This is a genomic window from Nocardioides szechwanensis (genome assembly GCF_900103935.1).
In the GTDB taxonomy this organism is placed as follows: Bacteria; Actinomycetota; Actinomycetes; order Propionibacteriales; family Nocardioidaceae; genus Nocardioides; species Nocardioides szechwanensis.
In genome coordinates, this window is record NZ_FNIC01000001.1 from 887,644 (window position 1) to 911,437 (window position 23,794).

Below are 23,794 nucleotides of genomic sequence, written 5' to 3' on the forward strand. Positions count from 1 at the left end.
CAACATGTCGCCCCGGTCCCTCCTCGTCGTCACGCTCAGCTCGGTGCTGGGTGCAGCGGCGCTTGCTACTGCCCCGTTTGCAGTTGCAAGTGACGACGATGGTGTGGCCCGGGGCGCATGCTCCGACACCAGCACCAAGCGGCTGCGCGTCGTGCTCAACGACGAGGGACGTCTCGACGTCATCGGCGTCGTCTGGAGCAACGACGACGACCTCTGGGACTGGCGGATGCTGCACGACGGAGACGTCTCGTTCAGGGGTGAGATCCGCGCCGACGGCGACTCCGACCGCTCCTTCCGGATCAAGCGCACGATGCTGGACTTCCCCGGCACCGACATCATCGCCTTCAAGGCCGAGAACCAGCGCACCGGCGAGACCTGCTTCGTCAAGGTCGACGACTTCTGATCGCCTCCCTGCTGCGCAGCCCGGTGGCGCGCTTCCTCGCGATCGGCGCCGTCACGCTGGTCGTGCTCGTCGTTGCCACCAACCTGCTGGCCGGCCAGGCCGCTGACCGTGAGGCGCTGGCGGAGGCACGGACCATCAACGAGGTGCTCGCGGAGTCGGTCGCCGGCCCTCTCCTGAGGGAGAAGCTCGTCCTCGGCAACCCAGCGGCGATCGACGCGTTCAACCGACGTGCCGTCGACCAGTTCGACGTCCAGGTCCTCTCCCAGGTCAACCTCTGGTCGAGCGAACGCCTCGTCTACTCCGACAACCCCGTGTTCGCCGGGCAGGAGTTCGAGCTGGGGCAGGAACGGCAGGACGTGCTGGAGAACGGGGGCACCGGCCAGGTCTACACAGACGAGACCGCGCAGACCCTCCTCACGGAGGATGCCGACGGGACGGTGCAGATCTTCACCCGCATCGAGACCCCTCGAGGCACGCCGTTGCTCTTCGAGGGCTACTACTCCCTCGAGGACATCGAGGAGCGGCGCGCACAGATCTACCGCCCGTTCATGTGGATCATCGTCGGCGCGCTGGTCCTGCTCCTGGTCCTGGTCACCCCGATCCTGCGGGTCCTCACCAAGCAGGTGACCAGCGCGGCCAAGGAGCGCGAGCGCCTGCTGCGCGCCGGCCTCGAGGCCTCCGACGCCGAACGCCGTCGGATCGCGCGCGACCTGCACGACGGCGTCGTCCAGGACCTCGCCGGTACGTCGTTCTCGATCGCGGCCGCGGCCCGCGAGCCGGAGCTGGCCGACGGCGTCCGCGCGTCCCTTCACGCTGCCAACCAGGCGATCCGCGACACCCTCAAGTCCCTGCGTGCGCTCCTTGCCGAGATCCACCCGCCCGAGATCCAGGCCGACGGCCTCGCGTCGTCGCTCGCCGACCTGATCGCCCCCGCCGGCGCGCTCGGGATCCAGGCCTCGGTCAGCGTCGAGGGGGCGGAGACCGCCACCGACACCCAGGCCGCGCTGGTCTGGCGGGTCGCGCAGGAGGCCGTGCGCAACGCTCTGCGCCACGCCCACCCCTCCACGATCGCAGTCACCGTGCGCAGCGACGGCAAGAAGCTGGTCCTCGAGGTGGTCGACGACGGCGTCGGCTTCGCCGCCGACGCAGCGCCCGCCGCCGACCGCTACGGTCTGCGTGGCATGAGCTCGCTGGTTCGCGACAGCGGCGGCCGGCTCGAGGTCCGTTCCTCCGCCGGTGAGGGAACCGCAGTGCGACTGGAGGTGGGCGTCGATGCCTGAGGAGACCGAGACCCCCGCCGGTGCGCCGATCAAGGTGGTGCTCGTCGACGACCACGCGGTCATCCGGATGGGGCTCGCCCAGCTCCTCGCCGCCGTCAGCGACATCGAGGTCGTCGGCGAGGCGGCCAACGGCGAGGAGGCGATCGCGGTCGTCGAGGCCACGCGCCCCGACGTCGTCCTCATGGACCTGCAGATGCCCGGCATGGACGGCGTCACCGCCACCCGCCGGATTGTCGACGCCGGGCTGGCCGACGTACTCGTGCTGACGTCGTTCTCAGACAACGAGCGCATCGTCGGTGCCCTCGACGCCGGCGCCGTGGGCTACCTCCTCAAGGACGCCGACCCCGACGACGTCCTCGACGGCATCCGGGCGGTGAGCCGTGGGGAGTCACCCATCCACCCCCGGGCCGCACGTGCCCTGATCGGCACCCGCGCCGGGTCGACCAACGTCCAGCTGACCGCGCGCGAGGCGGAGGTGCTCGGGCTGGTCAAGGACGGGCTCGCCAACAAGCAGATCGCCCGCCGCCTGGGCATCAGCGAGCGCACCGTCAAGGCGCACCTGACCTCTGCCTTCGCCCGGATCGGGGTGGCCGACCGGACCCAGGCCGCGCTGTGGGTGGAGCGCCACGGCCTCTGACCCCTCAGGTCGACGCCGCGGTTGCGGTGGGCTCGGGCAGGGGCGGCGGCGTGCCGCCCCACTCGGGGCAGATCGCCTGGTGGGCGCACCAGTCGCACAGACGACTGCGGCGGGCCTGCCAGTCGCCCGTGTCCTGGGCGTGCCGGATGGCCGCCCAGATAGCCTCGACCTTGCGCTCGGTGCCGAGCAGGTCCTGCTCGTCGGGGACGTAGCGCACGATCTCGCCGTTGCCGAGGTAGACCAGCTGCAGCATCGCCGGAACGACGCCGCGAGTGCGCCAGATGACGAGCGCGTAGAACTTCATCTGGAACAGCGCCTTCGCCTCGAACCCGGCGGCGGGGGAGCGTCCGGTCTTGTAGTCGACCACCCGGATGGCGCCGTCGGGCGCCACATCGATGCGGTCGACGAACCCGCGCAGCAGCAGCTTGGAGTCGAGCAGCGTCTCGACGTAGAGCTCGCGCTCTGCGGGCTCGAGGCGCCGCGGGTCCTCGAGGGTGAAGTAGCGGTCGAGCACCGAACGGCACGACGTGAGCCAGGCCGCCACGTCGGGCCCCTCGGACCCGAACATCTCGGCCACGGCGGGCTCGGCGTCGAGCAGCTCGTGCCAGGCGGGCACGAGGAGGTCTCGGGCCCGGTCGGGCGTGCGGTCGCCGGCCGGGAGGTCGAAGAGGTTCTCGAGGACGCGGTGGACGACCGTGCCGCGCACGGCGTCGGGGGAGTGGGGCTCGGGGATCCGGTCGACGGTGCGGTAGCGGAAAAGCAGCGGGCAGGTCAGGAAGTCGCCGGCCCGGCTCGGCGACAGCGCGCCCAGCACGTCGACCCCGTCGACGGGGGTCGAGACCCGCTCCGCGGGCGAGCCGGGAGCGGCGCTCGCGTCCTGGACGGTCATGTCAGCCTCACACCAGCGACCCTAGGCGACCGCACCGACAGGGGGCATCGGATAGATTCGACGCGTGTCTGACCCCGCCCCACGCCCTGCTCCCCGCCCGCCGGGGACCTTCAAGCTGGGCACCATCGCGGGCAGCGACGTCCTCGTCTCCTCCTCGTGGTTCCTGATCGCCGGCCTCATCGCCGTGGTGATGGCGCCCCGCGTAGAGCAGGTGCAGCCCGACCTGGGTGCCTGGAAGTACGTCGCCGGGCTGGCGTTCGCGGTCATCCTCTACGGCTCGGTGCTGCTCCACGAGGCGTCGCACGCCGTCATGGCCCGCCGCTACGGGTTCCCGGTCCGCTCGATCACGCTGCACTTCCTGGGTGGCATGACGGCGATCGAGGGCGAGTCGCGCACCCCGAGGCAGGAGTTCTGGATCGCCGTGGTCGGCCCGCTGACCTCGCTCGCCGTGGGCGCGGTCGGCGTCGGGCTGTGGTTCGTGACCCCGGACGGGCTGCTCCTGATGGCCGTCGAGGGGCTGGCCGGCGCCAACCTGCTGGTCGGCGTCCTCAACCTCGTGCCCGGGCTGCCGCTCGACGGCGGCCGGGTCCTCAAGGCCGCCGTGTGGCGGGTGACCGGCAACGCCCACCGCGGCACCATCGCCGCCGGGTGGGGTGGCCGGGTGACTGCGGGAGCGGTGCTGCTGTGGCCGATCGCGCAGGAGGCGCTCTTCGACACCCCGCCCGACGTGTTCGACTACGTCCTGTCGGTGGTGATCGCGATGTTCCTGTGGACCGGCGCCACCTCCGCCATGGCGTCGGCGCGCATCCGCTCGCGGCTCCCCGACCTGCACGCCCGTGACCTGGCCCGTCGTACCCTCGCGGTCCCCGACGACCTGCCGCTCTCCGAGGCCGTACGACGTGCGCAGGACGCCAAGGCGGGCAGCATCGTCACGGTCACCAGCACCGGACGGCCGGTCGGCGTCGTCAACGAGGCGGCCCTGCTGGCCACGCCCGAGGACCGGCGGCCCTGGGTCGCGGTCTCGAGCGTTGCCCGCACCCTCGGGGAGGGCTTGAGCCTGCCCGCCACGATCACCGGCGAGGAGCTGATCCTCGCGATCAGCCGCACCCCCGCAGCCGAGTACGTCCTGGTCGAGGAGGACGGAAGCGTCTACGGCGTCCTGTCCACCGCCGACGTCGACCGCGCGTTTCGCCAGTGACCGACCGGCGCCAGTAGGGTTCCGCGGTGTCCACGACTCACCCCACCGGCGGCGACGTACCCCCTGAAGCCTGGTCCGGCGTCCACCGCGGCCCGCTGCGCGCCGGCGAGTGGGTCCGCCTGGTCGACGGCAAGGGACGCAAGCACAACATCTGCCTCGAGCCCGGCAAGACGTTCCACACCAACCGGGGCGGCATGTCGCACGATGACCTGATCGGTCGCGAGGAGGGCTTCACCGTCACCTCGACGTCGGGTGGTGAGTACCTCGTCTTCCGCCCGCTGCTCTCCGAGTTCGTGGTGTCGATGCCCCGCGGTGCCGCGGTGGTCTACCCCAAGGACGCCGCGCAGATCGTGGCCATGGCCGACATCTTCCCCGGGGCCGACGTCGTGGAGGCCGGGGTCGGCTCGGGCGCGCTCACCTGCTCGCTGCTGCGTGCGGTGGGGCCGCACGGGAAGCTGACGTCGTACGAGCGACGCGAGGAGTTCGCCGACGTCGCCCGCCGCAACGTCACGCAGTTCTTCGGTGCCCCGGAGGGCGAGACCCACCCGGCGTGGTCCCTGCGCCTCGGCGACCTCGCCGAGGAGCTCCCGGCCTCCGGCGAGCGCTACGACCGCGTGATCCTGGACATGCTGGCCCCGTGGGAGTGCCTCGACGCCACCGCCGACGCGCTCCGTCCCGGCGGCATCGTGTGCGCCTACGTCGCCACCACGACCCAGCTGTCGCGCTTCATGGAGACCGTCCGCCTGCACGGCGGGTTCACCGAGCCCCAAGCCTGGGAGTCGCTGGTGCGCGACTGGCACGTCGAGGGCCTCGCCGTACGCCCCGGTCACAAGATGATCGGCCACACCGCGTTCCTGGTCACCGCCCGCCGGATGGCCCCGGGGCAGGTGGCGCCGCTCAAGCGCCGCCGGCCGGCACCGGGGGCCTACGGGCCCGACTACACGGGGCCACGGGCGCCCGAGGCTGTCGACGAGCCCGAGACGTCGGAATGAAGCCGTTCCTGCTCCTGTCGATCCGCGCCGAACCGGCCGCGGTGGGCGAGGAGTACGACGCGTTCTGCCGCTTCCTGGGCGTCGCGCCCTCCGACCTGCACGCCCGGCAGCTCGCGGCCGAGCCACTGGGTGAGCTGTCGCTCGACGACTGGTCCGGCATCCTCCTCGGCGGCGGAGCCTTCACCGTCTCGGACCCGGAGGAGACCAAGACCGACGCCCAGCGGCGCACCGAGGACGACCTCGCGGTCCTGCTCGACCAGGTCGTCGCCGCCGACTTCCCGTTCCTCGGCGCCTGCTACGGCATCGGCACGCTCGGCACCCACCAAGGCGGCCTCGTCGACACGGCGTACCCCGAGCCCGTGGGGCCGCTGTGGATCACGGTCACCGACCAGGGCGCCAAGGACCCGCTGTTCGCCGGCGTGCCACCGAGGTTCGCGGCGTACGGCGGCCACAAGGAGGCGCTCTCGCAGCTCCCCGGACACGCCACCCTGCTGGCCACCTCCGAGGCATGCCCGGTGCAGGCGTTCCGGGTCGGGGAGAACGTCTACGCGACCCAGTTCCACCCCGAGCTCGACCTGCCCGGCGTCCGCACCCGGATCGACGTCTACTCCACCTACGGCTACTTCGACCCCAGCAAGGCCGAGACGCTCAAGGACCAGGCCGGCCAGGTCGCCGTCGACCACCCCATGGCCCTCCTCGCCAACTTCGCGCGCCGCTACGCCCGCTGACCCTCCGGGCATGCGGCTGGCCCGGCGGCCTGGTGGAGGGCAGTAATCGGGCCGGTCCCAAATCGTGACCAAGACCGCGGGTCATCCCCTTCCGTAGCGGGTCGGCACGGGTAGGGTCGCAAGAACAGGAGGTGGGCCTCATGTCGACGTCAGACGGTCGATCCAGCGGGAGCAGTCGCAACCCGGACGAGCTCGAGAGCCAGGTGCGCTTTCTCGAGTCCGAGGTGTCCGACCTGCGCCGCCGTCTCAGTGACGCCCCCGGGCAGTCCCGGGGCGTGGAGCTACGGCTGGCCGACGCCCAGCGCTCGCTGGCGGCCGTCACGTCCCAGAACGAACGCCTCGCCGAGACCCTGCGCGAGGCCCGCGACCAGATCATGAAGCTCAAGGAGGAGGTCGACCGGCTGGCCCAGCCGCCCGCCGGTTTCGGCACCTTCCTGGCGCGCAACGACGACGACTCGGTCGACGTCTTCACCGGTGGGCGCAAGCTGCGGGTCAACGTCAGTCCGGCCGTTGACGCCACCGCGCTGCAGCGCGGCCAGGAGGTCATGCTCAACGAGGCCCTCAACGTCGTCGCCGCCTTCGACTTCGAGGAAGTCGGCGAGGTCGTGATGTTCAAGGAGATGCTCGCCGATGGCGCGCGGGCCCTGGTCATCGCCAACGCCGACGAGGAGCGCGTCGTACGCCTCGCCGAGCCCTTGCACCACGAGACCATCCGCGCCGGCGACTCCCTGCTGCTCGACTCCCGGGCCGGCTACGTCTACGAGAAGGTGCCCAAGTCCGAGGTCGAGGAGCTCGTCCTCGAAGAGGTGCCGGACATCGACTACAGCGACATCGGTGGTCTCTTCGGCCAGATCGAGCAGATCCGCGACGCGGTCGAGCTGCCCTACCTGCACCCCGAGCTGTTCCTGGAGCACGAGCTCAAGCCGCCCAAGGGCGTGCTGCTCTACGGACCTCCCGGCTGCGGCAAGACGCTGATCGCCAAGGCCGTGGCCAACTCGCTGGCCAAGAAGGTCGCCGCGAAGACGGGCCAGGAGGGGAAGTCGTACTTCCTCAACATCAAAGGCCCCGAGCTGCTCAACAAGTACGTCGGCGAGACCGAGCGCCACATCCGCCTGGTCTTCCAGCGGGCCCGCGAGAAGGCCAGCGAGGGCACGCCGGTCATCGTGTTCTTCGACGAGATGGACTCGCTCTTCCGCACCCGCGGCTCCGGCGTCTCCTCCGACGTCGAGAACACCATCGTCCCGCAGCTCCTCAGCGAGATCGATGGCGTCGAGCTGCTTGAGAATGTCCTGGTCATCGGCGCTTCCAACCGCGAGGACATGATCGACCCCGCGATCCTGCGCCCCGGACGACTCGACGTGAAGATCAAGATCGAGCGACCCGACGCGGAGTCGGCACGCGACATCTTCAGCAAGTACCTCACCCCCAGCCTGCCGCTGCACGCCGACGACCTCGGCGAGTTCGGTGGCGACCGCGACGCCTGCGTGGCCGGGATGATCCGCGCCACCGTCGAGCGCATGTACACCGAGACCGAGGAGAACCGCTTCCTCGAGGTGACCTACGCCAACGGCGACAAGGAGGTCCTGTACTTCAAGGACTTCAACTCCGGCGCCATGATCCAGAACATCGTCGACCGGGCCAAGAAGATGGCGATCAAGGACCTCCTCGACCACCAGCAGCGCGGCCTGCGCGTCTCGCACCTGCTCCAGGCGTGCGTCGACGAGTTCAAGGAGAACGAGGACCTGCCCAACACCACCAACCCCGACGACTGGGCGCGCATCTCCGGCAAGAAGGGCGAGCGGATCGTCTTCATCCGCACGCTCATCACCGGCAAGCAGGGCACCGAGCCCGGCCGCTCCATCGACACCGTCGCCAACACGGGTCAGTACCTCTAGGTTCCACGCTGCCCCGCCTGCAGCCGGCATCCTCGGCTGCAGGCGCTTGGGCCTGCGGTTTGGTCACAAACCGCACGTTCCCGGCGCCCTGCGCTGCGGTTTGTGACCAAACCGCGCGCCGCTCAGGCGGTCGCCCGCCCCAGGTAGCCGAACGTCCACGGGCGCGAGACCCGCGGCCCGGGCAGGTACTCCGAGCGCAGCTCGACGATCTCCAGCCCCGCTCCGCGGACGAGCGCCGGGATGTCGCGCGACAGGTGGCACCCGCCGGCCAGGCGCCGCTGCACCGGCTCGAGCCGGTGCTGCCACACGACGACGCCGGGGTCCGGCGCCAGACCGTGCTCGACGAAGTGCAGCGCGCCACCCGTCCGCAGCACCCGTCGTACCTCGGCGAGTGCCCGAGCCACGTCCGGGATCGTGCACAACGTGAACGTCGACAAGACGGCGTCGTATGACGCGTCATCGGCCTCGAGGCGCTGTCCGTCGAGTCCGACCCGGACCACCGGCACGCGGCTGGCGGCCCGTCGGCTCTCGGAGAGCCGCCACGCGAGGTCGGAGGGCTCCACGGCGCTGATCGTCGACACCGCGGCGGGGTAGTACCGGGCGTTGAGACCGCTGCCGTACCCCAGCTCGAGGACTTCGCCGTGCAGCCCGGCGCAGACGGCGGCGCGCAGCTCGCCGATCTCGGGGGACCGCAGCGAGCGATCCACGAGCCGCGGGACGACCCGCTCCTCCCACAGACCCATCAGAGTACCGCGCGCCGGAGACCGCCCGCAGACAGCCGCGTGCTAGGCAGGGGAGGTCGCTCGCCCGGAGCGACGCGAAACCCGGGAGTTCCCATGATCAAGATCATCCTCATCATCCTCGTCGTCCTCGTGATCCTGTACGTCGCTCGCATGGTGCTGAGCAAGCGCTGACCGTCGTCGCCTGTGGTCCGCGTACCCTCGTGCCATGAGCGTACGACGGGTCATGGGGGCCGAGGTCGAGTACGGCATCTCGGTCCAAGGTCAGCCACTGGCCAACCCCATGGTGGCGTCGTCGCAGGTGGTCAACGCCTACGCGTCGGCCACGGTGCGGGCGCGGCGCGCCCGGTGGGACTTCGAAGAGGAGTCGCCGCTGCGCGACGCCCGCGGTTTCGACATGTCGCGGCAGGTGGCCGACCCCAGCCAGCTGACCGACGAGGACATGGGACTCGCCAACGTCATCCTCACCAACGGCGCGCGCCTCTACGTCGACCACGCCCACCCCGAGTACTCCAGCCCCGAGGTCACCAACCCCCTCGACATCGTCCTGTGGGACAAGGCGGGGGAGCAGGTGATGCTCGACGCGCAGCGCCGGGCCGGACAGCTGCCCAACGGGGCCGTGATCACGCTCTACAAGAACAACACGGACAACAAGGGCGCCTCCTACGGCGCCCACGAGAACTACCTCATGCGTCGCTCCACGCCGTTCGCCGACATCGTGCGCCACCTGACGCCGTTCTTCGTCAGCCGCCAGGTCGTGTGCGGCGCCGGCCGGGTCGGGATCGGCCAGGACGGCCGCGAGCACGGGTTCCAGATCAGCCAGCGCGCCGACTTCTTCGAGGTCGAGGTCGGCCTGGAGACCACCCTCAAGCGCCCGATCATCAACACCCGCGACGAGCCGCACGCTGACCCGGAGAAGTACCGCCGCCTCCACGTCATCATCGGCGACGCCAACCTCTCCGAGGTCTCGACCTACCTCAAGGTCGGGACCACGGCACTGGTGCTCGCGATGATCGAGGACCGCTTCATCGGCCCCGACCTCACCGTCGACGGCGCCGTCTCCGCGCTGCGAGCGGTGTCCCACGACCCCACGCTCAAGCAGACGTTCACGCTCACCGACGGGCGCACGCTGACCGCCGTACAGCTGCAGCTCGAGTACCTCGACCTCGCCAAGAAGTACGTCGAGGACCGTCTCGGCGCCGACGCCGACGCCCAGACCGTGGATGTGCTCCAGCGCTGGGAGTCCGTGCTCGACCGGCTCGAGCGCGACCCGATGCTGTGCGCCACCGAGCTCGACTGGGTCGCCAAGCTCAAGCTGCTCGAGCAGTACCGACACCGCGACGGCCTCGACTGGAGCGACGCAAAGCTGCAGCTCATCGACCTCCAGTACTCCGACATCCGTCCCGACAAGGGCCTCTACAACCGGCTCGTCGCCTCGGGTCGGATGGAGCGTCTGCTCGACGACGGCGCCGTCGAGCGCGCCATGCACGACCCGCCGGAGGACACCCGCGCCTACTTCCGGGGCCGCTGTCTCGAGAAGTACGCCGAGCACGTCGCCGCCGCCTCCTGGGACTCGGTGATCTTCGACCTCCCCGGGCGCGAGTCACTCCAGCGGGTTCCCACCATCGACCCCCTCCGGGGCAGCAAAGCTCACGTCGGTGACCTCCTCGACCGCTGCGACACCGCCGAGCAGCTGTTCACCGCCCTCACCCGCTGACCCGGCCGGGTCGCGGTTTGGTCACAAACCGCAGACCTCGGCGCTCTCGACCCGCGGTTTGTGACCAAAGCACCATCCGCTTCGCGCGACTGGATAGGGTCGAGACATGGCCCAAGAGCAGAAGCAGCCGCGCAAGTCGTCGGAGACTGACGAGGCGACCGAGGTCGCCACCGAGAGCGACGTCGCCGAGCGCAGGGAAGCCCTCGACGACGACGTCGACGCCATCCTCGACGAGATCGACGAGGTGCTCGAGTCCAACGCCGAGGACTTCGTGAAGTCGTTCATCCAGAAGGGTGGCCAGTGAACGACCCCCGCCTCCCGGCGTCGTACCTCCAGCCCGGCGTGTCGTCGTTCAGCGACTTCCTCGCCGCCCAGGCCCCGGAGCTCCTGCCCAACCGGCGTGCGCTGCCGCAGGGTCAGGCCGGCGACCTCGCACCGCACGGGACGACGATCGTCGCCGCGACGTTCCCCGGCGGCGTGGTCATGGCCGGCGACCGGCGCGCCACGATGGGCAACATCATCGCCCAGCGCGACATCGAGAAGGTGTTCCCCGCCGACGAGTACTCCGTGGTCGGCATCGCCGGTGCAGCCGGCCTGGCCGTCGAGATGGTGCGGCTCTTCCAGACCGAGCTCGAGCACTACGAGAAGATCGAGGGCACCACGCTCTCCATGGACGGCAAGGCCAACCGGCTCGCGGCTCTCATCCGCGCCAACCTCGGCATGGCGATGCAGGGCCTCGCCGTCGTACCTCTCTTCGCCGGCTACGACCTCCGCCAGGGCCACGGCCGCATCTTCAGCTACGACGTGACCGGCGGACGCTACGAGGAGCAGGCCTTCTTCTCCGTCGGCTCCGGGTCGCTGTTCGCGAAGGGGTCGCTCAAGAAGCTCTACCGCGAGGACCTAGACGAGACCGAGTGCGCGACGGCCGTCGTCCAGGCGCTGTACGACGCCGCCGACGACGACTCCGCGACCGGTGGACCCGACATGACCCGCCGGATCTTTCCCGTGGTCCGCGTGATCACGGCCGACGGCGGGCGCCGTCTCCACGACGAGGAGGTCGCAGAGATCGCCGACCGAATCCTTGGTGGCCGGATGATCCGACCCGACGGACCGCTCGCGCCCCTCACCGGCCCCTCGACGACGGGAGACGCCCGATGAGCATGCCGTTCTACGTCTCGCCCGAGCAGCTGATGAAGGACCGGGCCGACTTCGCACGCAAGGGCATCGCCCGAGGCCGCTCCGTGGTGACAGTTCAGTACGCCGAGGGCATCCTCTTCGCCTCCGAGAACCCCTCGCAGGCGCTGCACAAGGTCTCGGAGATCTACGACCGGATCGCCTTCGCGGCGGTGGGTCGCTACAACGAGTTCGAGAACCTCCGGATCGCCGGCGTGCGCCTCGCCGACATGCGCGGCTACGCCTACGACCGCCGCGACGTCACGGGCCGGGGGCTCGCCAACGCCTACGCACAGACCCTGGGCACGATCTTCTCCAGCGGCGGTGAGAAGCCCTACGAGGTCGAGCTGTTCGTGGCCGAGGTCAGCGACTCCGCTGCCGACGACCAGATCTACCGGCTGACGTACGACGGTCAGGTCGCCGACGAGCAGGGCTTCGCCGTGATGGGCGGCGCGTCCGACGTGGTCGCGAGCTACATCGAGGAGCGCTACTCCGAGGGCGCCTCGCTGGAGAGCGTGGTCCGGCTCGCCGTCGCCGCGCTCGGACACTCTTCCGACGCCGACCGGGTGATCGACGTCGACCACCTCGAGGTGGCGATCCTCGACCGGACGCGCAGCCAGCCCCGGAAGTTCAGCCGGGTGAGCCCCGCCCGTCTCAGCGCCCTCCTGGGAGAACGCGGCCCGTCGACCCCCGACGAGCTGGCTCCCGAGGACACCCAGGCCGGTGGAGCCCCCAGCGACGGGACCCCCGACGACCCCGCCGACCCGACGGACCAGGCCAGCGGCCACGTCGCCCCGCTCGAGGACCCCGTCACCGGCGAGCCCAACGGCGGCGGCCCCGCCACGGATTCCGGACCGCCCTCGGGCCAGGAGCCTCCGGTCGCGCCGCCGCCTTCCGGTCCCACCGGTCCGGCTCTGTAGCCCACGACTAGGGGATCTCGACTGCGGCCCGACGGCCCGCGGTTTGGTCTCAGTCCGCAGCCAAAGCCCGCTCCTGCCTGCGGTTTGTGACCAAACCGCGGCAGCCGCGACCCGGGGCACGCTGCTTCGCCGCGGTGATCCACAGCCGCGTGCGAGCCGAGTTTGCGTAGGAGCAGTTCGGACCAGGCTGAGTGTCATGACCAGCTCAACCGGTGCGCGGCAGGGGAGGGATCCCCAGGAGCCCGGGATCCCGAACCCGGTCGGCGCGATCCTCGGCGAGGTCCGCACGGTGGGCCATCGCCGGGTCAGCTTCGGGCTCTACCGGCCGCTCACGGACGGGACTGAGTTCGAGGAGCTCATTCGCGACCTCCATGCGCTGCGACTCGTGATGCCCCCGGACGCGGCCTTCACCCATCTCACCGCCGCCCTGCTGCGCGGCTGGCAGGTGTCGAAGCTGCCTGCCAACCTCCCGGTCTTCGCCGCCGTGCACTCAGGCACGAGGCGTCCCCGGCGCCCCGGCCTGCTCTTCTCCCGGCTGGTCGGCGACCGCCCGGCGGAGATGCGCCACGGCCTGCCTGGAGAACCGGCCGAGGAGATCCTGCTGCGCGTCGCCCGCGACCTGGGGGTGATGGACCTGGTGATCATGATCGACTCGGCGCTGCAGCTGGGTGACATCGACGTGGAGCGGATGGACCGGTTGCTGGCCAGCCGACGGCCCGGGGTGAGGGCGCTGCGCGCGGCGTGGCAGGCCTCGGACGGCCGGGCCGAGAGTGGTGGCGAGAGCGTGCTGCGGATGTTTCACGACGCCCTCGACATCGCGGTCGAACCGCAGGCAGTCCTCAGAGACGACACCGGACGCCGCGTAGGGCGGGCGGACCTGCTCGTCATCGGGACCCGCGAGGTCCACGAGTACGACGGCGCCCACCATCGTGACGGCAGGCAGGACCAGGTCGACCTGAGGCGGGAACGTGGTCTCGGCACGTCGTACCGGCGACGAGGCTTCACCCTCGACGACCTGCTCAACCAGCCCGCGACCGTGATGCACGAGCTCGACCGGGTCCTGGGCCGACGGCACGAGCCGGCGCGGCTTCGCAGATGGCGTGCGCTGATCGCCGGCTCGATGTACTCGGACGCCGCTCGGCAGCGGCTCGTGAACCGGTGGCAGAGGGCCGTCGGCGTGGTGGACTGGCGCTCCGCCGCCTGACCGCCACCAGGTCCGTGCGCGGTTTGGGACCAAACCGCAACTGAGACGCCCGACGAATGAGCGGACTCCTGAGCAGGCGCACCGTAGGGTTTGCCTCGTGGACCGGCGGATCTTCGGCATCGAGAACGAGTACGGCGTCACGTGCACGTTCAAGGGCCAGCGACGGCTGAGCCCGGACGAGGTCGCGCGCTACCTGTTCCGCAAGGTCGTCAGCTGGGGCCGCTCCAGCAACGTGTTCCTGCGCAACGGGGCCCGCCTCTACCTCGACGTCGGCAGCCACCCCGAGTACGCCACTCCGGAGTGCGACGACATCGCCGAGCTGGTCACCCACGACAAGGCCGGCGAGCGGGTGCTGGAGGGCCTGCTCCTCGACGCCGAGCAGCGCCTGCACGACGAAGGCATCCAGGGCGAGATCTACCTGTTCAAGAACAACACCGACTCCGCCGGCAACTCCTACGGCTGCCACGAGAACTACCTGGTCGGGCGTGCCGGTGAGTTCAGCAGGCTCGCCGACATCCTCATCCCGTTCCTGGTGACGCGGCAGATCGTGGTGGGGGCCGGCAAGATCACGCAGACGCCGCGCGGTGCGTCGTACTCCGTCTCCCAACGTGCCGAGCACATCTGGGAGGGCGTCAGCAGCGCGACCACCCGCAGCCGCCCGATCATCAACACCCGTGATGAGCCGCACGCGGACGCGGAGAAGTACCGCCGCCTGCACGTCATCGTCGGCGACTCGAACATGAGCGAGACCACGACGATGCTGAAGGTCGCGAGCTGCGACCTGGTGCTGCGGATGATCGAGGAGGGGGTGGTGATGCGTGACCTCACCATGGAGAACCCCATCCGCGCGATCCGCGAGATCTCCCACGACGTCACCGGTCGCCGCAAGGTGCGGCTGGCCAACGGTCGCGAGGCCAGTGCTCTCGAGATCCAGGGGGAGTACCTCGGCAAGGCGCGTGACTTCGTCGACCGGCGCCAGATCAGTACGCCGCTGATCGAGCGCGCCCTGGACCTGTGGGAGCGGGGCCTGAAGGCGGTCGAGTCCGACGACCTGGGGCTGGTCGACCGTGAGATCGACTGGGTCATCAAGTGGAAGCTGATCGACCGCTACCGCGCCAAGCACGGGCTGCCCCTGGGGCACGCCCGGATCGCCCAGCTCGACCTGGCCTACCACGACATCCACCGCGGTCGTGGCCTCTACTACCTGCTCGAGAAGCGCGGTGCGGTCGCACGGGTCACGACCGACCTGAAGATCTTCGAGGCGAAGTCGGTGCCGCCGCAGACCACCCGCGCCCGGCTGCGCGGCGAGTTCATCCGTAAGGCGCAGGAACGGCGCCGGGACTTCACGGTCGACTGGGTGCACCTCAAGCTCAACGACCAGGCCCAGCGCACCGTGCTGTGCAAGGACCCGTTCCGGGCGTACGACGAGCGCGTCCAGCGGCTCATCGACGGGATGTAGGTGCCGGTCAGACGCGGTTTGGTCACAAACCGCATGCGAATGCGCCCCGGGCCTGCGGTTTGTGACCAAACCGCGGCCCGGAGGGCCGTGGGATTCTCTCAGCCGCGGCTTGTAGGGTGACGGCGCCGTTGACGCTCCGCTCCCGAAGGTGAAACCCGTGCTGCTCCGTCGTGCCGCGACTCTGACTCTGTCCGCCCTCCTCCTGACCTCGCTCACCGCCTGCGGCGACGACGCGGGCGAGGGGGCTGAAGGCGCGGAGCGTCTCGACAGCGTCACCATCGAGGGCGAGGTTGGCAGCGCTCCCAAGGTGACCTGGGAGGACCAGATGTCGGCCGACGAGGTCGAGGTCGAGACTCTCATCGAGGGCGACGGGGCCGACGTCGCCGAGGGGGACGTGCTCAGCATCCACTACTGGATCGGCAACGGGTTCACCGAGCGGAAGTCCTACAGCTCCTACGACGAGGGCGGGGCCCCGGAGCAGATCACGGTCGACGACCAGCTGACGCCGGTGTTCGCCGAGGCGTTCGACGACGCCAAGATCGGCTCCCGGGTCGCCGTCACCGCCTCCGCGGAGGAGGCGTTCGGCCAGGCGGGCAACACCCAGCTCGGGATCGCCCCCAAGGACACCGTGCTCGTCATCATCGACGTGATCGAGGAGTACGTCCCGCCGGCGCCGGTCGAGACCCCCGCGTCGAAGCTCCCGGACCCGGTCTTCGAGAAGGGTGAGCCGGTCCGGTTCGACTTCAAGGGGATCGCCAAGCCGAAGCCCGACGGTGAGCTGCTGCGCAGCGTCCTCAAGGAGGGCACCGGCAAGCTGGTCACGACCGAGATGACGGTCACCGCCAACTACCTCGGCCAGGTGTACGGCGCCGACGGGCCGTTCGACGAGAGCTACTCCAAGCAGCCCGTCCCGTTCGCGCTCACCGGTGTCGTCGGCGGCTGGACCTACGGCCTGTCGGGCCTCAAGGTGGGCACCCGCGTGCTGCTGCAGATTCCGCCGGACCTGGGCTACGGCGCCCAGGACAAGGAGAACATCCCGCCCAACAGCACCCTCTACTTCATCGTGGACATCATCTCGGCGAAGTAGCCCGCACGACGACCACCACCAGTCGCGACCAGCCACAGCAGGCCAGGAGGGAGAGCAGCATGAACGTGCGCAAGAGCGAACGGCTGCTCAACCTGCTGATCATGCTGCTCGTGCAGCGGCACTTCGTGCCGAAGGAGCGCATCCGCGCCCTGCTGTACGCCGACTCGTCCACCGACGCCTTCGAGAAGATGTTCGAGCGTGACAAGGAGGAGCTGCGCAGCCTCGGGGTCCCGATCGAGGTGGGGCAGATGGACGCCTACTTCGACGACGAGCCGGGCTACCGGATCCGCCCTGACGAGTTCGCCCTGCCCGACATCGACCTCGAGCCGGACGAGGCGGCGATCATCGGCCTGGCCACGAAGGTCTGGGAGCACGCCCGGCTCGCCGAGGCCACGACCGACGTCGTCCGCAAGCTCACCGCGCTCGGCGTACCAGTCGACGTCTCCGCCCTCGACATCGTCCAGCCCCGGCTGAGCGCCGACGAGCCGGCGTTCGACGTCTTCTTCGAGGCCGTCCAGGAGCGCAGCGCGGTGGAGTTCGACTACGTCCGCTCCGGGCAGAGCGAGGTCACCAGCCGCCGCCTGCACCCGTGGGGCGTCGCGCGCTACTCCGGTCGCTGGTACGTCGTCGGCCACGACCTCGAGCGTGACGCCGAGCGAGTCTTCCGCCTGTCCCGGGTCCAGGGCCCCGCCCGCAAGGTCGGCCAGCCCGGTGCGTACGACGTACCGCCCGGCACCGACGTGAGCGAGGTCGCCCGACGGCTGGCCCCCGCGCCGATCTCCGAGCGCGCCGTCGTCCTGGCCCGCGCGGGCACCGGGCTGCCCCTGCGGCGCCAGGCCGCCGAGATCACCCCCTCCGTGGTCGGCCCCGACGACCGCACCGCATGGGACCGTTTGGTCACAAACCGCAGCTCCACCGGGCTCGCGGACGAGCTCCTGGGCTACGGGGCGGACGTCTACGTCGAGGAGCCGGCCAGCCTGCGTGCGGCGGTGATCGAGCGCCTCAGCGCCGTCGCCCGGCCCACTGGCGAAGAGTCCGGGGGAGCGGCATGAGTCCGGCACCGACGGGCGCGAAAGACCAGGTGGCCCGCCTGCTGACGCTGGTGCCGTTCCTGCACACCCACGGCCACGTCCGCATCGACGAGGCGGCGCGGGCCCTGGGCGTCGACGAGGAGCAGCTGGTCAAGGACCTGATGGTGCTGCTCATGTGCGGGCTGCCCGGCGGCTTCCCCGACGACCTCATCGACGTCGACCTCGACGCCCTGGAGGCCGGGGTCATCCGGGTGTCCAACGCCGACTACCTCGCCCGCCCGCTGCGGCTGACCCCCACCGAGGCGTCGGCGATCATCGTGGCGCTGCGGGCCCTGCGCAACGGCGCCAAGGACGACACCCGCGAAGTCGTCGACCGGGCGCTGTCCAAGCTCGAGGCCGCGGCTGCCGAGGGTTCGGCGGCCACCCAGATCGACCCCGGCCTCAACGCCGCCGACGCCGACCAGGCGCTGCTCGCCGTACGCCTGCGCGGGGCCGTCGAGAGCCGGCGCCAGGTCCGGCTGACCTACTACGTGCCGGCCCGCGACGAGGAGTCGGTGCGCGTCGTCGACCCGCACGGCCTGATCACCCACCGCGGCCTGACCTACCTCGACGCCTGGTGCCACAGCGCCGAGGCGCCGCGGCTCTTCCGCCTCGACCGGGTCGCCGAGGCCGAGGTCCTCGACACCCCGGTCTCTGCCCCGGACACCGCCCCGCGCGACCTCGGCGACGGCCTGTTCACCGCCTCCTCCGACACCACGCCCGTCACGCTGCGCCTGCAGCGCCCGGCGCACTGGGTCACGGAGTACTACCCCGTCGACGACATCCGGCCACGGGAGGACGGTTCCCTCGAGGTCGACCTGCAGGTCGCCGACGAGCGCTGGCTGACCCGGCTGCTGCTCCGCCTCGCGCCATACGCCGAGGTCGTGGCGCCGGCGTCGTACGGCGACGCGTTCACAGCGGCCGCACAGGACGCCCTGGCGCTCTACCGATGACCCACGGCGTACGATTGACGACGCAACGACACCCACAGATGAGGTCCCGATGATCAACCCCATGATTGGCATGCCGCAGGGCGCCGAGTGGCTCATTATCCTGGCCATCGTCATCCTCGTGTTCGGTGCTGCGAAGCTCCCCGACCTGGCCCGCGGCACCGGCCAGGCGCTGCGGATCTTCAAGGCCGAGACCAAGGGCCTCAAGGACGACGACGAGGCAGACAAGGACTCGCCGGCCGTCCCGCCCCCGGCGATCCCGACCGCGGCCGAGGACCTGCCCACCACGGCCAACCCCGAGACGGACCGTCAGACCGACACCCGCAACGGCTGACCTCCGGCCGGGCTGAGAACATCTGCGAGTGTCCATCTCTGGCGTCGTCCAGCTCTTCGTTGGCAAGCCGGTCCACCCGGTCGGTGCTGACGGCCGGATGGCCCTGTCGGACCACCTGCGAGAGCTGCGCGCCCGGATCCTGAAGATAGCCCTGGTCGTCATCACCGGGCTGATCGTCTCGCTGGTCTTCTTCGACCAGCTCTTCGACCTCGTCTACGGGCCCTACGAGCAGGCCCAGGAGTCGCTGCCCGACGGCAGCACCGAGGCGACCACGGCCGGCGCCGCCGGGGGCTTCCTGCTCTACCTCAAGCTCTGCGGACTTGCCTCAGTCGTCGCCACCAGCCCCGTCTGGCTCTACCAGATCTGGGCGTTCATCCTCCCCGGCCTGCACGCACAGGAGCGGCGCTGGTCGCGGATCTTCGTGGCGATCGCCGGCCCCCTGTTCCTGAGCGGCGTCCTGCTCGGCTACGTCACGCTGCCCAAGGGCCTCGAGGTCCTGATCGGGTTCACGCCCGAGGGCCTGACCAACCTGGTCGAGTTCAACGAGTACCTCACGTTCTTCAGCCGCACCCTGCTGGTCTTCGGGATCGCCTTCGAGATCCCGCTGTTCGTCGTCCTGCTCAACCTCGCCGGCGTGGTCTCCGGCAAGGCGCTCGGGGCACACCGGCCGTGGATCATCGTCGGCGTCTTCGTCTTCGCCGCAGTCGCGACCCCGTCGGCCGACCCGTTCACGATGACGTTCATGGCGGTCCCGATGGTCGTGCTGTTCCTGATCTCCGAGCAGATCGCGCGCTACAACGACCGCCGCCGCGCCAAGAGGAGCAAGTTCGCCGGCCTCTCGCCCGACGAGGCGTCCCCCCTGTGACGGCGACCGTGAGCCCGACCGACGTCGACCCCTTCGACCTGCCCGACTGGCTGGGGGAGTCCGAGGTGACCTGGTCCGCCGACACCGGCCTGCGCACCGGACACCTGGTCCCCGGGCGCCTCACCGGCCCCTCCGACGAGGACGCGGTCGCGTGCGACCTCCTGGCGGTCGACGAGGCCTACCCCGCACCGGTGACCGACAGCGCGCTGCGCTCGCGCGCGCACCAGTCCTGGCAGCACGGACAGATCCTGCTGGCGGCGTACGACGGCCGCCTGACGCTGCTGGTGCCGGGCACCGGCTTCGACGCCGACCGCGTCCTCGTCGCGCTCGAGCGGCTCGCCAGGGCCGTGGGCGCGGCGCCCGCCAGCTACGCCGCGCACCTGCGCCTCGGCCGTTAGCCCGATGCGTCGGCACGATCCGCTGGGGTCCGTGCCCTAGGGTCGAGCACGTGCCCGGCACTACCCGCGAGATCGCGCTCCTTACGAACCCGACGTCCGGCAAGGGCAAGGGCGCCCGCGTGAGCGCCGCCGCGCTGGCCCACCTGCGGGCCGCGGGGCTCACGGTGCGCGCACTCCAGGGACGGGACGCCGACGAGGCGCTCGACCTGGCCCGGCAGTCCGTCAGTGACGGGGTCGACGCGCTCGTGGTGTGCGGGGGCGACGGGATGGTCAACCTCGGTATCCAGGCGGTCGCGACCACCAGTACCCCGTTGGGGATCATCCCGGCCGGCTCCGGCGACGACGTCGCCCGCTACTTCGACATCCCGCGCCACCATCCTCTCGTCGCCGCCGACCGTGTCGTGGCCGGCGCCACCCGCACCATCGACCTGGCCCGGTGCCACGGCCGCTACTTCGCCACCGTGATGGCGGCCGGCTTCGACGCGATCGTCAACGAGCGCGCCAACCGGATGCGCTGGCCCAAGGGGCAGATGCGCTACAACATCGCGACCCTGCTCGAGCTGCGTACCTTCGAGCCCCTGCCCTACACCCTCGACCTCGACGGGACCACGCTGCAGCTGCCCGCGATGCTGGTCGCCATCGGCAACGGGCACTCGTTCGGCGGGGGCCTGCGGATCACCGAGGGCGCCAAGCTGGACGACGACCTGCTCGACATCGTGATCATCAAGCCGATGAGCAAGCTCGACCTGGTGCGCACGTATCCCAAGCTGTTCAAGGGCACCCACACGACACATCCGCAGTACGAGCACCACCTGGCCCGCAAGGTCACCGTCGCCGCCCCCGGGATCGTGGCGTACGCCGACGGGGAGCGGTTCGGACCGCTGCCGCTCACCATCGAGAGCGTCCCCGGCGCGCTGAGGGTGCTGTCATGACCTCGGCAGCAGAGCGGTACGCCGACTACCGCAAGGACCGCGGCCACCCGGTCCTGCGCGACTTCGCCGCCCACTACGACTTCCCGCTCGACGACTTCCAGGTGCGGGCCTGCCGCGAGATCGAGGACGGGCGCGGCGTCCTCGTCGCCGCTCCCACCGGGTCGGGCAAGACGATCGTCGGGGAGTTCGCCGTACACCTGGCCCTCCAGACCGGCCGCAAGGCGTTCTACACGACCCCGATCAAGGCCCTGTCCAACCAGAAGTACCACGACCTCGTCACCCGCTACGGCGCCGACCAGGTGGGCCTGCTGACCGGTGACAACTCGGTCAACGGCGAGGCGCCGATCGTCGTGATGACGACCGAGGTGCTGCGCAACATGCTGTACGCCGGGTCGCGCACGTTGCTGGGCCTCGGCTTCGTGGTGATGGACGAGGTGCACTACCTCGCCGACCGCTCGCGTGGCGCCGTGTGGGAGGAGGTGATCATCCACCTGCCGGAGTCGGTGGCGCTGGTCTCCCTCTCGGCCACGGTGTCCAACGCCGAGGAGTTCGGCGACTGGCTGGCCACCGTGCGCGGCGAGACCGCCACGATCGTCGAGGAGCGGCGCCCGGTGCCGCTCTACCAGCACGTCATGGTCGGCCGGCGGCTGCTCGACCTGTTCGCGTCCTCCGACGTCGACGCGGCCGCGGGCTTCGTCAAGGAGGGTGCGCCCGTCAACGACGAGCTCACCCGGATCGCCCGCGACGACTGGGCGTCGTCTCGGATGAAGGACCGGCGTAACCCGAAGGGCCGCGGCAAGACCCCCCGCAGCAGCGGCGCCCGCGACGTCGGCAACGGCCGCCGGGTGTGGATCCCGAGCCGCTCCGACGTGATCGACCGGCTGGACCGCGAGGGGCTGCTGCCGGCGATCGTGTTCATCTTCAGTCGGGTCGGCTGCGACGCGGCGGTGACGCAGTGCCTCAACGCCGGCGTGCGGCTCACCTCCGCCCAGGAGCGCGACGAGATCTTCGCGTTCGTCGAGGCCAGCTGCCGCGACCTGCCCGAGGACGACCTGCATGTCCTGGGCTACCACGACTTCCTCGACGGCCTCACCCGTGGCATCGCCGCGCACCACGCCGGGATGCTGCCCGCGTTCAAGCAGTGCGTGGAGGAGCTCTACGTGCGCGGCCTGTGCAAGGTCGTGTTCGCCACCGAGACGCTGGCCCTGGGCATCAACATGCCCGCGCGGACCGTCGTGATCGAGAAGCTCTCCAAGTGGAACGGCGAGACCCACGCCGACATCACGCCGGGGGAGTACACCCAGCTCACCGGCCGCGCCGGCCGCCGCGGGCTCGACGTCGAGGGGCACGGTGTCGTGCTGTGGCAGCCAGGCATGAACCCCCGCGAGGTGGCCGGCCTCGCCTCCACGCGCACCTACCCGCTGCGTTCGTCGTTCCGACCGTCGTACAACATGGCGGTCAACCTCGTGCACCAGTTCGGCCGCGAGCGGTCGCGCAAGCTGCTCGAGCAGTCGTTCGCGCAGTTCCAGGCCGACAAGGCCGTCGTGGGGCTGGCGCGGCAGCTGCGCAAGAGCGAGGACGCGCTCGACGGATACGTCGAGGCGGCGACGTGTCACCTCGGCGACTTCATGGAGTACGCCGGGCTGCGGCGCGCGATCAGCGACGCCGAGAAGGGCGCCAGCAAGGCCCGCCGGGCCGACCGGCGCGACGAGGCGCTCGCCTCGCTCGCCGAGCTCAAGGTGGGCGACGTGATCCAGGTGCCGGCCGGCAAGTTCGCCGGTTTCGCCGTCGTGGTCGACCCGGGCTACTCGCCGGAGGGGCCCCGGCCGTACGTCGTGACCGCCGACCGGCAGGCGCGGCGGCTCGCGATGCTCGACTTCCCGTCGCCGGTGGTGTCGCTCGCGCGGCTGAAGGTGCCCAAGTCGTTCAACGCCCGCAACCCCCAGATGCGGCGCGACCTGGCCCAGGCGCTGCGCTCGCGCACCCACGACCTCACCCCGCCGCCACCGTCCGCGACCGGACGGCGGTCCGGGGCCGGGCTGCCGCCCGCGCTGGAGGAGGAGATCGGGGTGCTGCGCGCCGAGCTCAAGGCGCACCCCTGCCACGGCTGCCCCGACCGCGAGGAGCACGCGCGGTGGGCCGACCGGTGGTTCAAGCTGCACCGTGACGCCGCCACGCTCAAGCGCCGCGTCGAGCAGCGCACCAACACGGTGGCCCGGCAGTTCGACCGCGTGTGCGACGTACTGACCGCCCTGGACTACCTCGAGGGCGACGACATCACGCCGCGCGGGCGGCACCTGATGCGGATCTACTCCGACATGGACCTCGTCGCGGCCGAGTGCCTGCGCCGCGGGCTCTGGGACGACCTGTCGCCGTCTGCGCTGGCCGCCGTGCTCTCGACCCTCGTCTTCGAGGCGCGCCGCCCCGACGACGCCAGCGCCCCCCGGCTCCCGGGCGGACCGGTCAAGCCCGTCGTCGCGGAGATGGTGCGCCTCTGGGCCGAGCTCGACGGCCTCGAGCGCGCCCACCACCTCGACTTCCTGCGCCAGCCCGACCTCGGGTTCGCGTGGATCGCCTACCGCTGGGCCGAGGGCGACGACCTCGACGAGGTGCTCGGCGGCCCCGACAGCATGGGCCTGGCCGCCGGCGACTTCGTACGCTGGATGAAGCAGCTGCTCGACCTCGCCGGCCAGGTAGCTGACGCCGCCGGCGACTCGCCCCTGCGCGCCACCGCCCGTGACGTCGTACAGCGTCTGCGCCGTGGCGTCGTCGCCTACTCCGCGCTGGGGGAGTGAGGCTGGCGGCTCCTGGGAGCCGCGGTTTGGTCACAAACCGCAGCCCGGGAGGCCGAAAACGTGCGGTCTGTGACCAAACGGCGACTCTGGTGAGCTGCCGCTCCGCGCGGGACTCGCATCCGGGGGCA

At 70.7% G+C, this 23,794-nt stretch carries 23 protein-coding genes; 21 read left to right on the forward strand and 2 right to left on the reverse strand.

Annotation, left to right across the window (positions count from 1 at the left end; genetic code table 11):
• Positions 1 to 103: 103 nt before the first annotated feature.
• From BLR90_RS04300 to BLR90_RS04310, 3 genes are read left to right on the forward strand one after another with little or no spacing between them, the layout of a single operon-like run.
• Positions 104 to 403, forward strand: coding sequence for a hypothetical protein (locus BLR90_RS04300; protein WP_091022782.1), 300 nt, complete (start codon positions 104 to 106; stop codon positions 401 to 403).
• Positions 404 to 426: 23 nt separating this feature from the next.
• Positions 427 to 1,683, forward strand: coding sequence for a sensor histidine kinase (locus BLR90_RS04305; RefSeq protein ID WP_091022784.1), 1,257 nt, complete (start codon positions 427 to 429; stop codon positions 1,681 to 1,683).
• Complete coding sequence (locus tag BLR90_RS04310; RefSeq protein ID WP_091022786.1) at positions 1,676 to 2,320, forward strand: response regulator; 645 nt, start codon at positions 1,676 to 1,678, stop codon at positions 2,318 to 2,320. Before BLR90_RS04305 ends, BLR90_RS04310 begins: the two co-directional genes overlap by 8 nt.
• 4 nt (positions 2,321 to 2,324) lie before the next feature.
• Here BLR90_RS04310 and BLR90_RS04315 read toward each other — a convergent pair whose 3' ends face one another.
• Entirely contained in the window at positions 2,325 to 3,209 is an 885-nt protein-coding gene (locus BLR90_RS04315; RefSeq protein WP_091022788.1) for a RecB family exonuclease, read from the reverse strand.
• 64 nt (positions 3,210 to 3,273) lie between these two features.
• On the opposite strand from BLR90_RS04315, the gene BLR90_RS04320 reads away from it, so the two are divergent.
• From BLR90_RS04320 to arc, 4 genes are all read left to right on the forward strand, one after another.
• Entirely contained in the window at positions 3,274 to 4,407 is a 1,134-nt protein-coding gene (locus BLR90_RS04320) for a site-2 protease family protein (protein ID WP_091022790.1), read from the forward strand.
• A 26-nt stretch (positions 4,408 to 4,433) separates the two neighbouring features.
• Positions 4,434 to 5,399, forward strand: a complete 966-nt coding sequence (locus tag BLR90_RS04325; RefSeq protein WP_091022792.1) for a tRNA (adenine-N1)-methyltransferase — start codon at positions 4,434 to 4,436, stop codon at positions 5,397 to 5,399.
• Complete coding sequence (locus BLR90_RS04330; protein WP_091022794.1) at positions 5,396 to 6,127, forward strand: glutamine amidotransferase; 732 nt, start codon at positions 5,396 to 5,398, stop codon at positions 6,125 to 6,127. Before BLR90_RS04325 ends, BLR90_RS04330 begins: the two co-directional genes overlap by 4 nt.
• Before the next feature lie 140 nt (positions 6,128 to 6,267).
• Entirely contained in the window at positions 6,268 to 8,022 is a 1,755-nt protein-coding gene (gene arc / locus BLR90_RS04335) for a proteasome ATPase (RefSeq protein WP_091022796.1), read from the forward strand.
• A 122-nt stretch (positions 8,023 to 8,144) separates the two neighbouring features.
• Here arc and BLR90_RS04340 read toward each other — a convergent pair whose 3' ends face one another.
• Entirely contained in the window at positions 8,145 to 8,765 is a 621-nt protein-coding gene (locus BLR90_RS04340) for a class I SAM-dependent methyltransferase (protein ID WP_091022798.1), read from the reverse strand.
• Between the two features lie 205 nt (positions 8,766 to 8,970).
• On the opposite strand from BLR90_RS04340, the gene dop reads away from it, so the two are divergent.
• From dop to BLR90_RS04410, 14 genes are all read left to right on the forward strand, one after another.
• A complete protein-coding gene (gene dop / locus BLR90_RS04345; protein WP_091022800.1) occupies positions 8,971 to 10,479 on the forward strand; it encodes a depupylase/deamidase Dop in 1,509 nt (502 codons plus the stop codon).
• Between the two features lie 106 nt (positions 10,480 to 10,585).
• Complete coding sequence (locus BLR90_RS04350) at positions 10,586 to 10,783, forward strand: ubiquitin-like protein Pup (RefSeq protein WP_091022801.1); 198 nt, start codon at positions 10,586 to 10,588, stop codon at positions 10,781 to 10,783.
• A complete protein-coding gene (gene prcB / locus BLR90_RS04355) occupies positions 10,780 to 11,637 on the forward strand; it encodes a proteasome subunit beta (protein ID WP_091022802.1) in 858 nt (285 codons plus the stop codon). The genes BLR90_RS04350 and prcB overlap by 4 nt, the downstream gene beginning before the upstream one ends.
• Positions 11,634 to 12,572, forward strand: a complete 939-nt coding sequence (gene prcA, locus BLR90_RS04360; protein ID WP_091022804.1) for a proteasome subunit alpha — start codon at positions 11,634 to 11,636, stop codon at positions 12,570 to 12,572. Before prcB ends, prcA begins: the two co-directional genes overlap by 4 nt.
• A gap of 196 nt (positions 12,573 to 12,768) precedes the next feature.
• Positions 12,769 to 13,776 (forward strand): hypothetical protein, encoded by a 1,008-nt coding sequence (locus tag BLR90_RS04365; protein WP_091022806.1) that lies wholly within the window; start codon positions 12,769 to 12,771, stop codon positions 13,774 to 13,776.
• Between the two features lie 97 nt (positions 13,777 to 13,873).
• Positions 13,874 to 15,235 (forward strand): Pup--protein ligase, encoded by a 1,362-nt coding sequence (gene pafA / locus BLR90_RS04370; protein WP_091022808.1) that lies wholly within the window; start codon positions 13,874 to 13,876, stop codon positions 15,233 to 15,235.
• Positions 15,236 to 15,392: 157 nt separating this feature from the next.
• A complete protein-coding gene (locus BLR90_RS04375) occupies positions 15,393 to 16,322 on the forward strand; it encodes an FKBP-type peptidyl-prolyl cis-trans isomerase (protein WP_091022810.1) in 930 nt (309 codons plus the stop codon).
• Between the two features lie 59 nt (positions 16,323 to 16,381).
• Positions 16,382 to 17,374 carry a helix-turn-helix transcriptional regulator gene (locus BLR90_RS04380; RefSeq protein ID WP_091022812.1) on the forward strand — a complete coding sequence of 331 codons (993 nt, stop codon included), beginning with the start codon at positions 16,382 to 16,384 and terminating at the stop codon, positions 17,372 to 17,374.
• Complete coding sequence (locus BLR90_RS04385; RefSeq protein ID WP_091022814.1) at positions 17,371 to 18,345, forward strand: helix-turn-helix transcriptional regulator; 975 nt, start codon at positions 17,371 to 17,373, stop codon at positions 18,343 to 18,345. The genes BLR90_RS04380 and BLR90_RS04385 overlap by 4 nt, the downstream gene beginning before the upstream one ends.
• A 49-nt stretch (positions 18,346 to 18,394) precedes the next feature.
• Positions 18,395 to 18,676: a Sec-independent protein translocase subunit TatA gene (locus BLR90_RS04390; protein WP_091022816.1), complete on the forward strand. Its 282-nt coding sequence runs from the start codon at positions 18,395 to 18,397 to the stop codon at positions 18,674 to 18,676.
• Between the two features lie 28 nt (positions 18,677 to 18,704).
• The gene (gene tatC, locus BLR90_RS04395) at positions 18,705 to 19,541 is read left to right on the forward strand and encodes a twin-arginine translocase subunit TatC (RefSeq protein ID WP_091022819.1); all 837 of its coding nucleotides are present in this window, start codon (positions 18,705 to 18,707) and stop codon (positions 19,539 to 19,541) included.
• On the forward strand, positions 19,538 to 19,939 hold the full coding sequence (locus BLR90_RS04400; RefSeq protein ID WP_091022821.1) for a hypothetical protein: 402 nt from the start codon (positions 19,538 to 19,540) through the stop codon (positions 19,937 to 19,939). Before tatC ends, BLR90_RS04400 begins: the two co-directional genes overlap by 4 nt.
• 50 nt (positions 19,940 to 19,989) lie before the next feature.
• Positions 19,990 to 20,871 (forward strand): diacylglycerol kinase, encoded by an 882-nt coding sequence (locus BLR90_RS04405; RefSeq protein ID WP_091022823.1) that lies wholly within the window; start codon positions 19,990 to 19,992, stop codon positions 20,869 to 20,871.
• Positions 20,868 to 23,666: a DEAD/DEAH box helicase gene (locus tag BLR90_RS04410; protein ID WP_091022825.1), complete on the forward strand. Its 2,799-nt coding sequence runs from the start codon at positions 20,868 to 20,870 to the stop codon at positions 23,664 to 23,666. The genes BLR90_RS04405 and BLR90_RS04410 overlap by 4 nt, the downstream gene beginning before the upstream one ends.
• The last annotated feature ends 128 nt before the right edge of the window (positions 23,667 to 23,794 follow it).

Coding starts and splice junctions, on each gene's coding strand:
- BLR90_RS04330 (WP_091022794.1), top strand. CDS start 5,396: ATGAAGCCGTTCCTGCTCCTGTCGATCCGCGCCGAACCGGCCGCGGTG.
- BLR90_RS04385 (WP_091022814.1), top strand. CDS start 17,371: ATGAGTCCGGCACCGACGGGCGCGAAAGACCAGGTGGCCCGCCTGCTG.
- prcA (WP_091022804.1), top strand. CDS start 11,634: ATGAGCATGCCGTTCTACGTCTCGCCCGAGCAGCTGATGAAGGACCGG.
- BLR90_RS04315 (WP_091022788.1), bottom strand. CDS start 3,209: ATGACCGTCCAGGACGCGAGCGCCGCTCCCGGCTCGCCCGCGGAGCGG.
- BLR90_RS04350 (WP_091022801.1), top strand. CDS start 10,586: ATGGCCCAAGAGCAGAAGCAGCCGCGCAAGTCGTCGGAGACTGACGAG.
- BLR90_RS04390 (WP_091022816.1), top strand. CDS start 18,395: ATGATCAACCCCATGATTGGCATGCCGCAGGGCGCCGAGTGGCTCATT.
- BLR90_RS04380 (WP_091022812.1), top strand. CDS start 16,382: ATGAACGTGCGCAAGAGCGAACGGCTGCTCAACCTGCTGATCATGCTG.
- arc (WP_091022796.1), top strand. CDS start 6,268: ATGTCGACGTCAGACGGTCGATCCAGCGGGAGCAGTCGCAACCCGGAC.
- BLR90_RS04365 (WP_091022806.1), top strand. CDS start 12,769: ATGACCAGCTCAACCGGTGCGCGGCAGGGGAGGGATCCCCAGGAGCCC.
- BLR90_RS04340 (WP_091022798.1), bottom strand. CDS start 8,765: ATGGGTCTGTGGGAGGAGCGGGTCGTCCCGCGGCTCGTGGATCGCTCG.
- BLR90_RS04310 (WP_091022786.1), top strand. CDS start 1,676: ATGCCTGAGGAGACCGAGACCCCCGCCGGTGCGCCGATCAAGGTGGTG.
- dop (WP_091022800.1), top strand. CDS start 8,971: ATGAGCGTACGACGGGTCATGGGGGCCGAGGTCGAGTACGGCATCTCG.
- BLR90_RS04410 (WP_091022825.1), top strand. CDS start 20,868: ATGACCTCGGCAGCAGAGCGGTACGCCGACTACCGCAAGGACCGCGGC.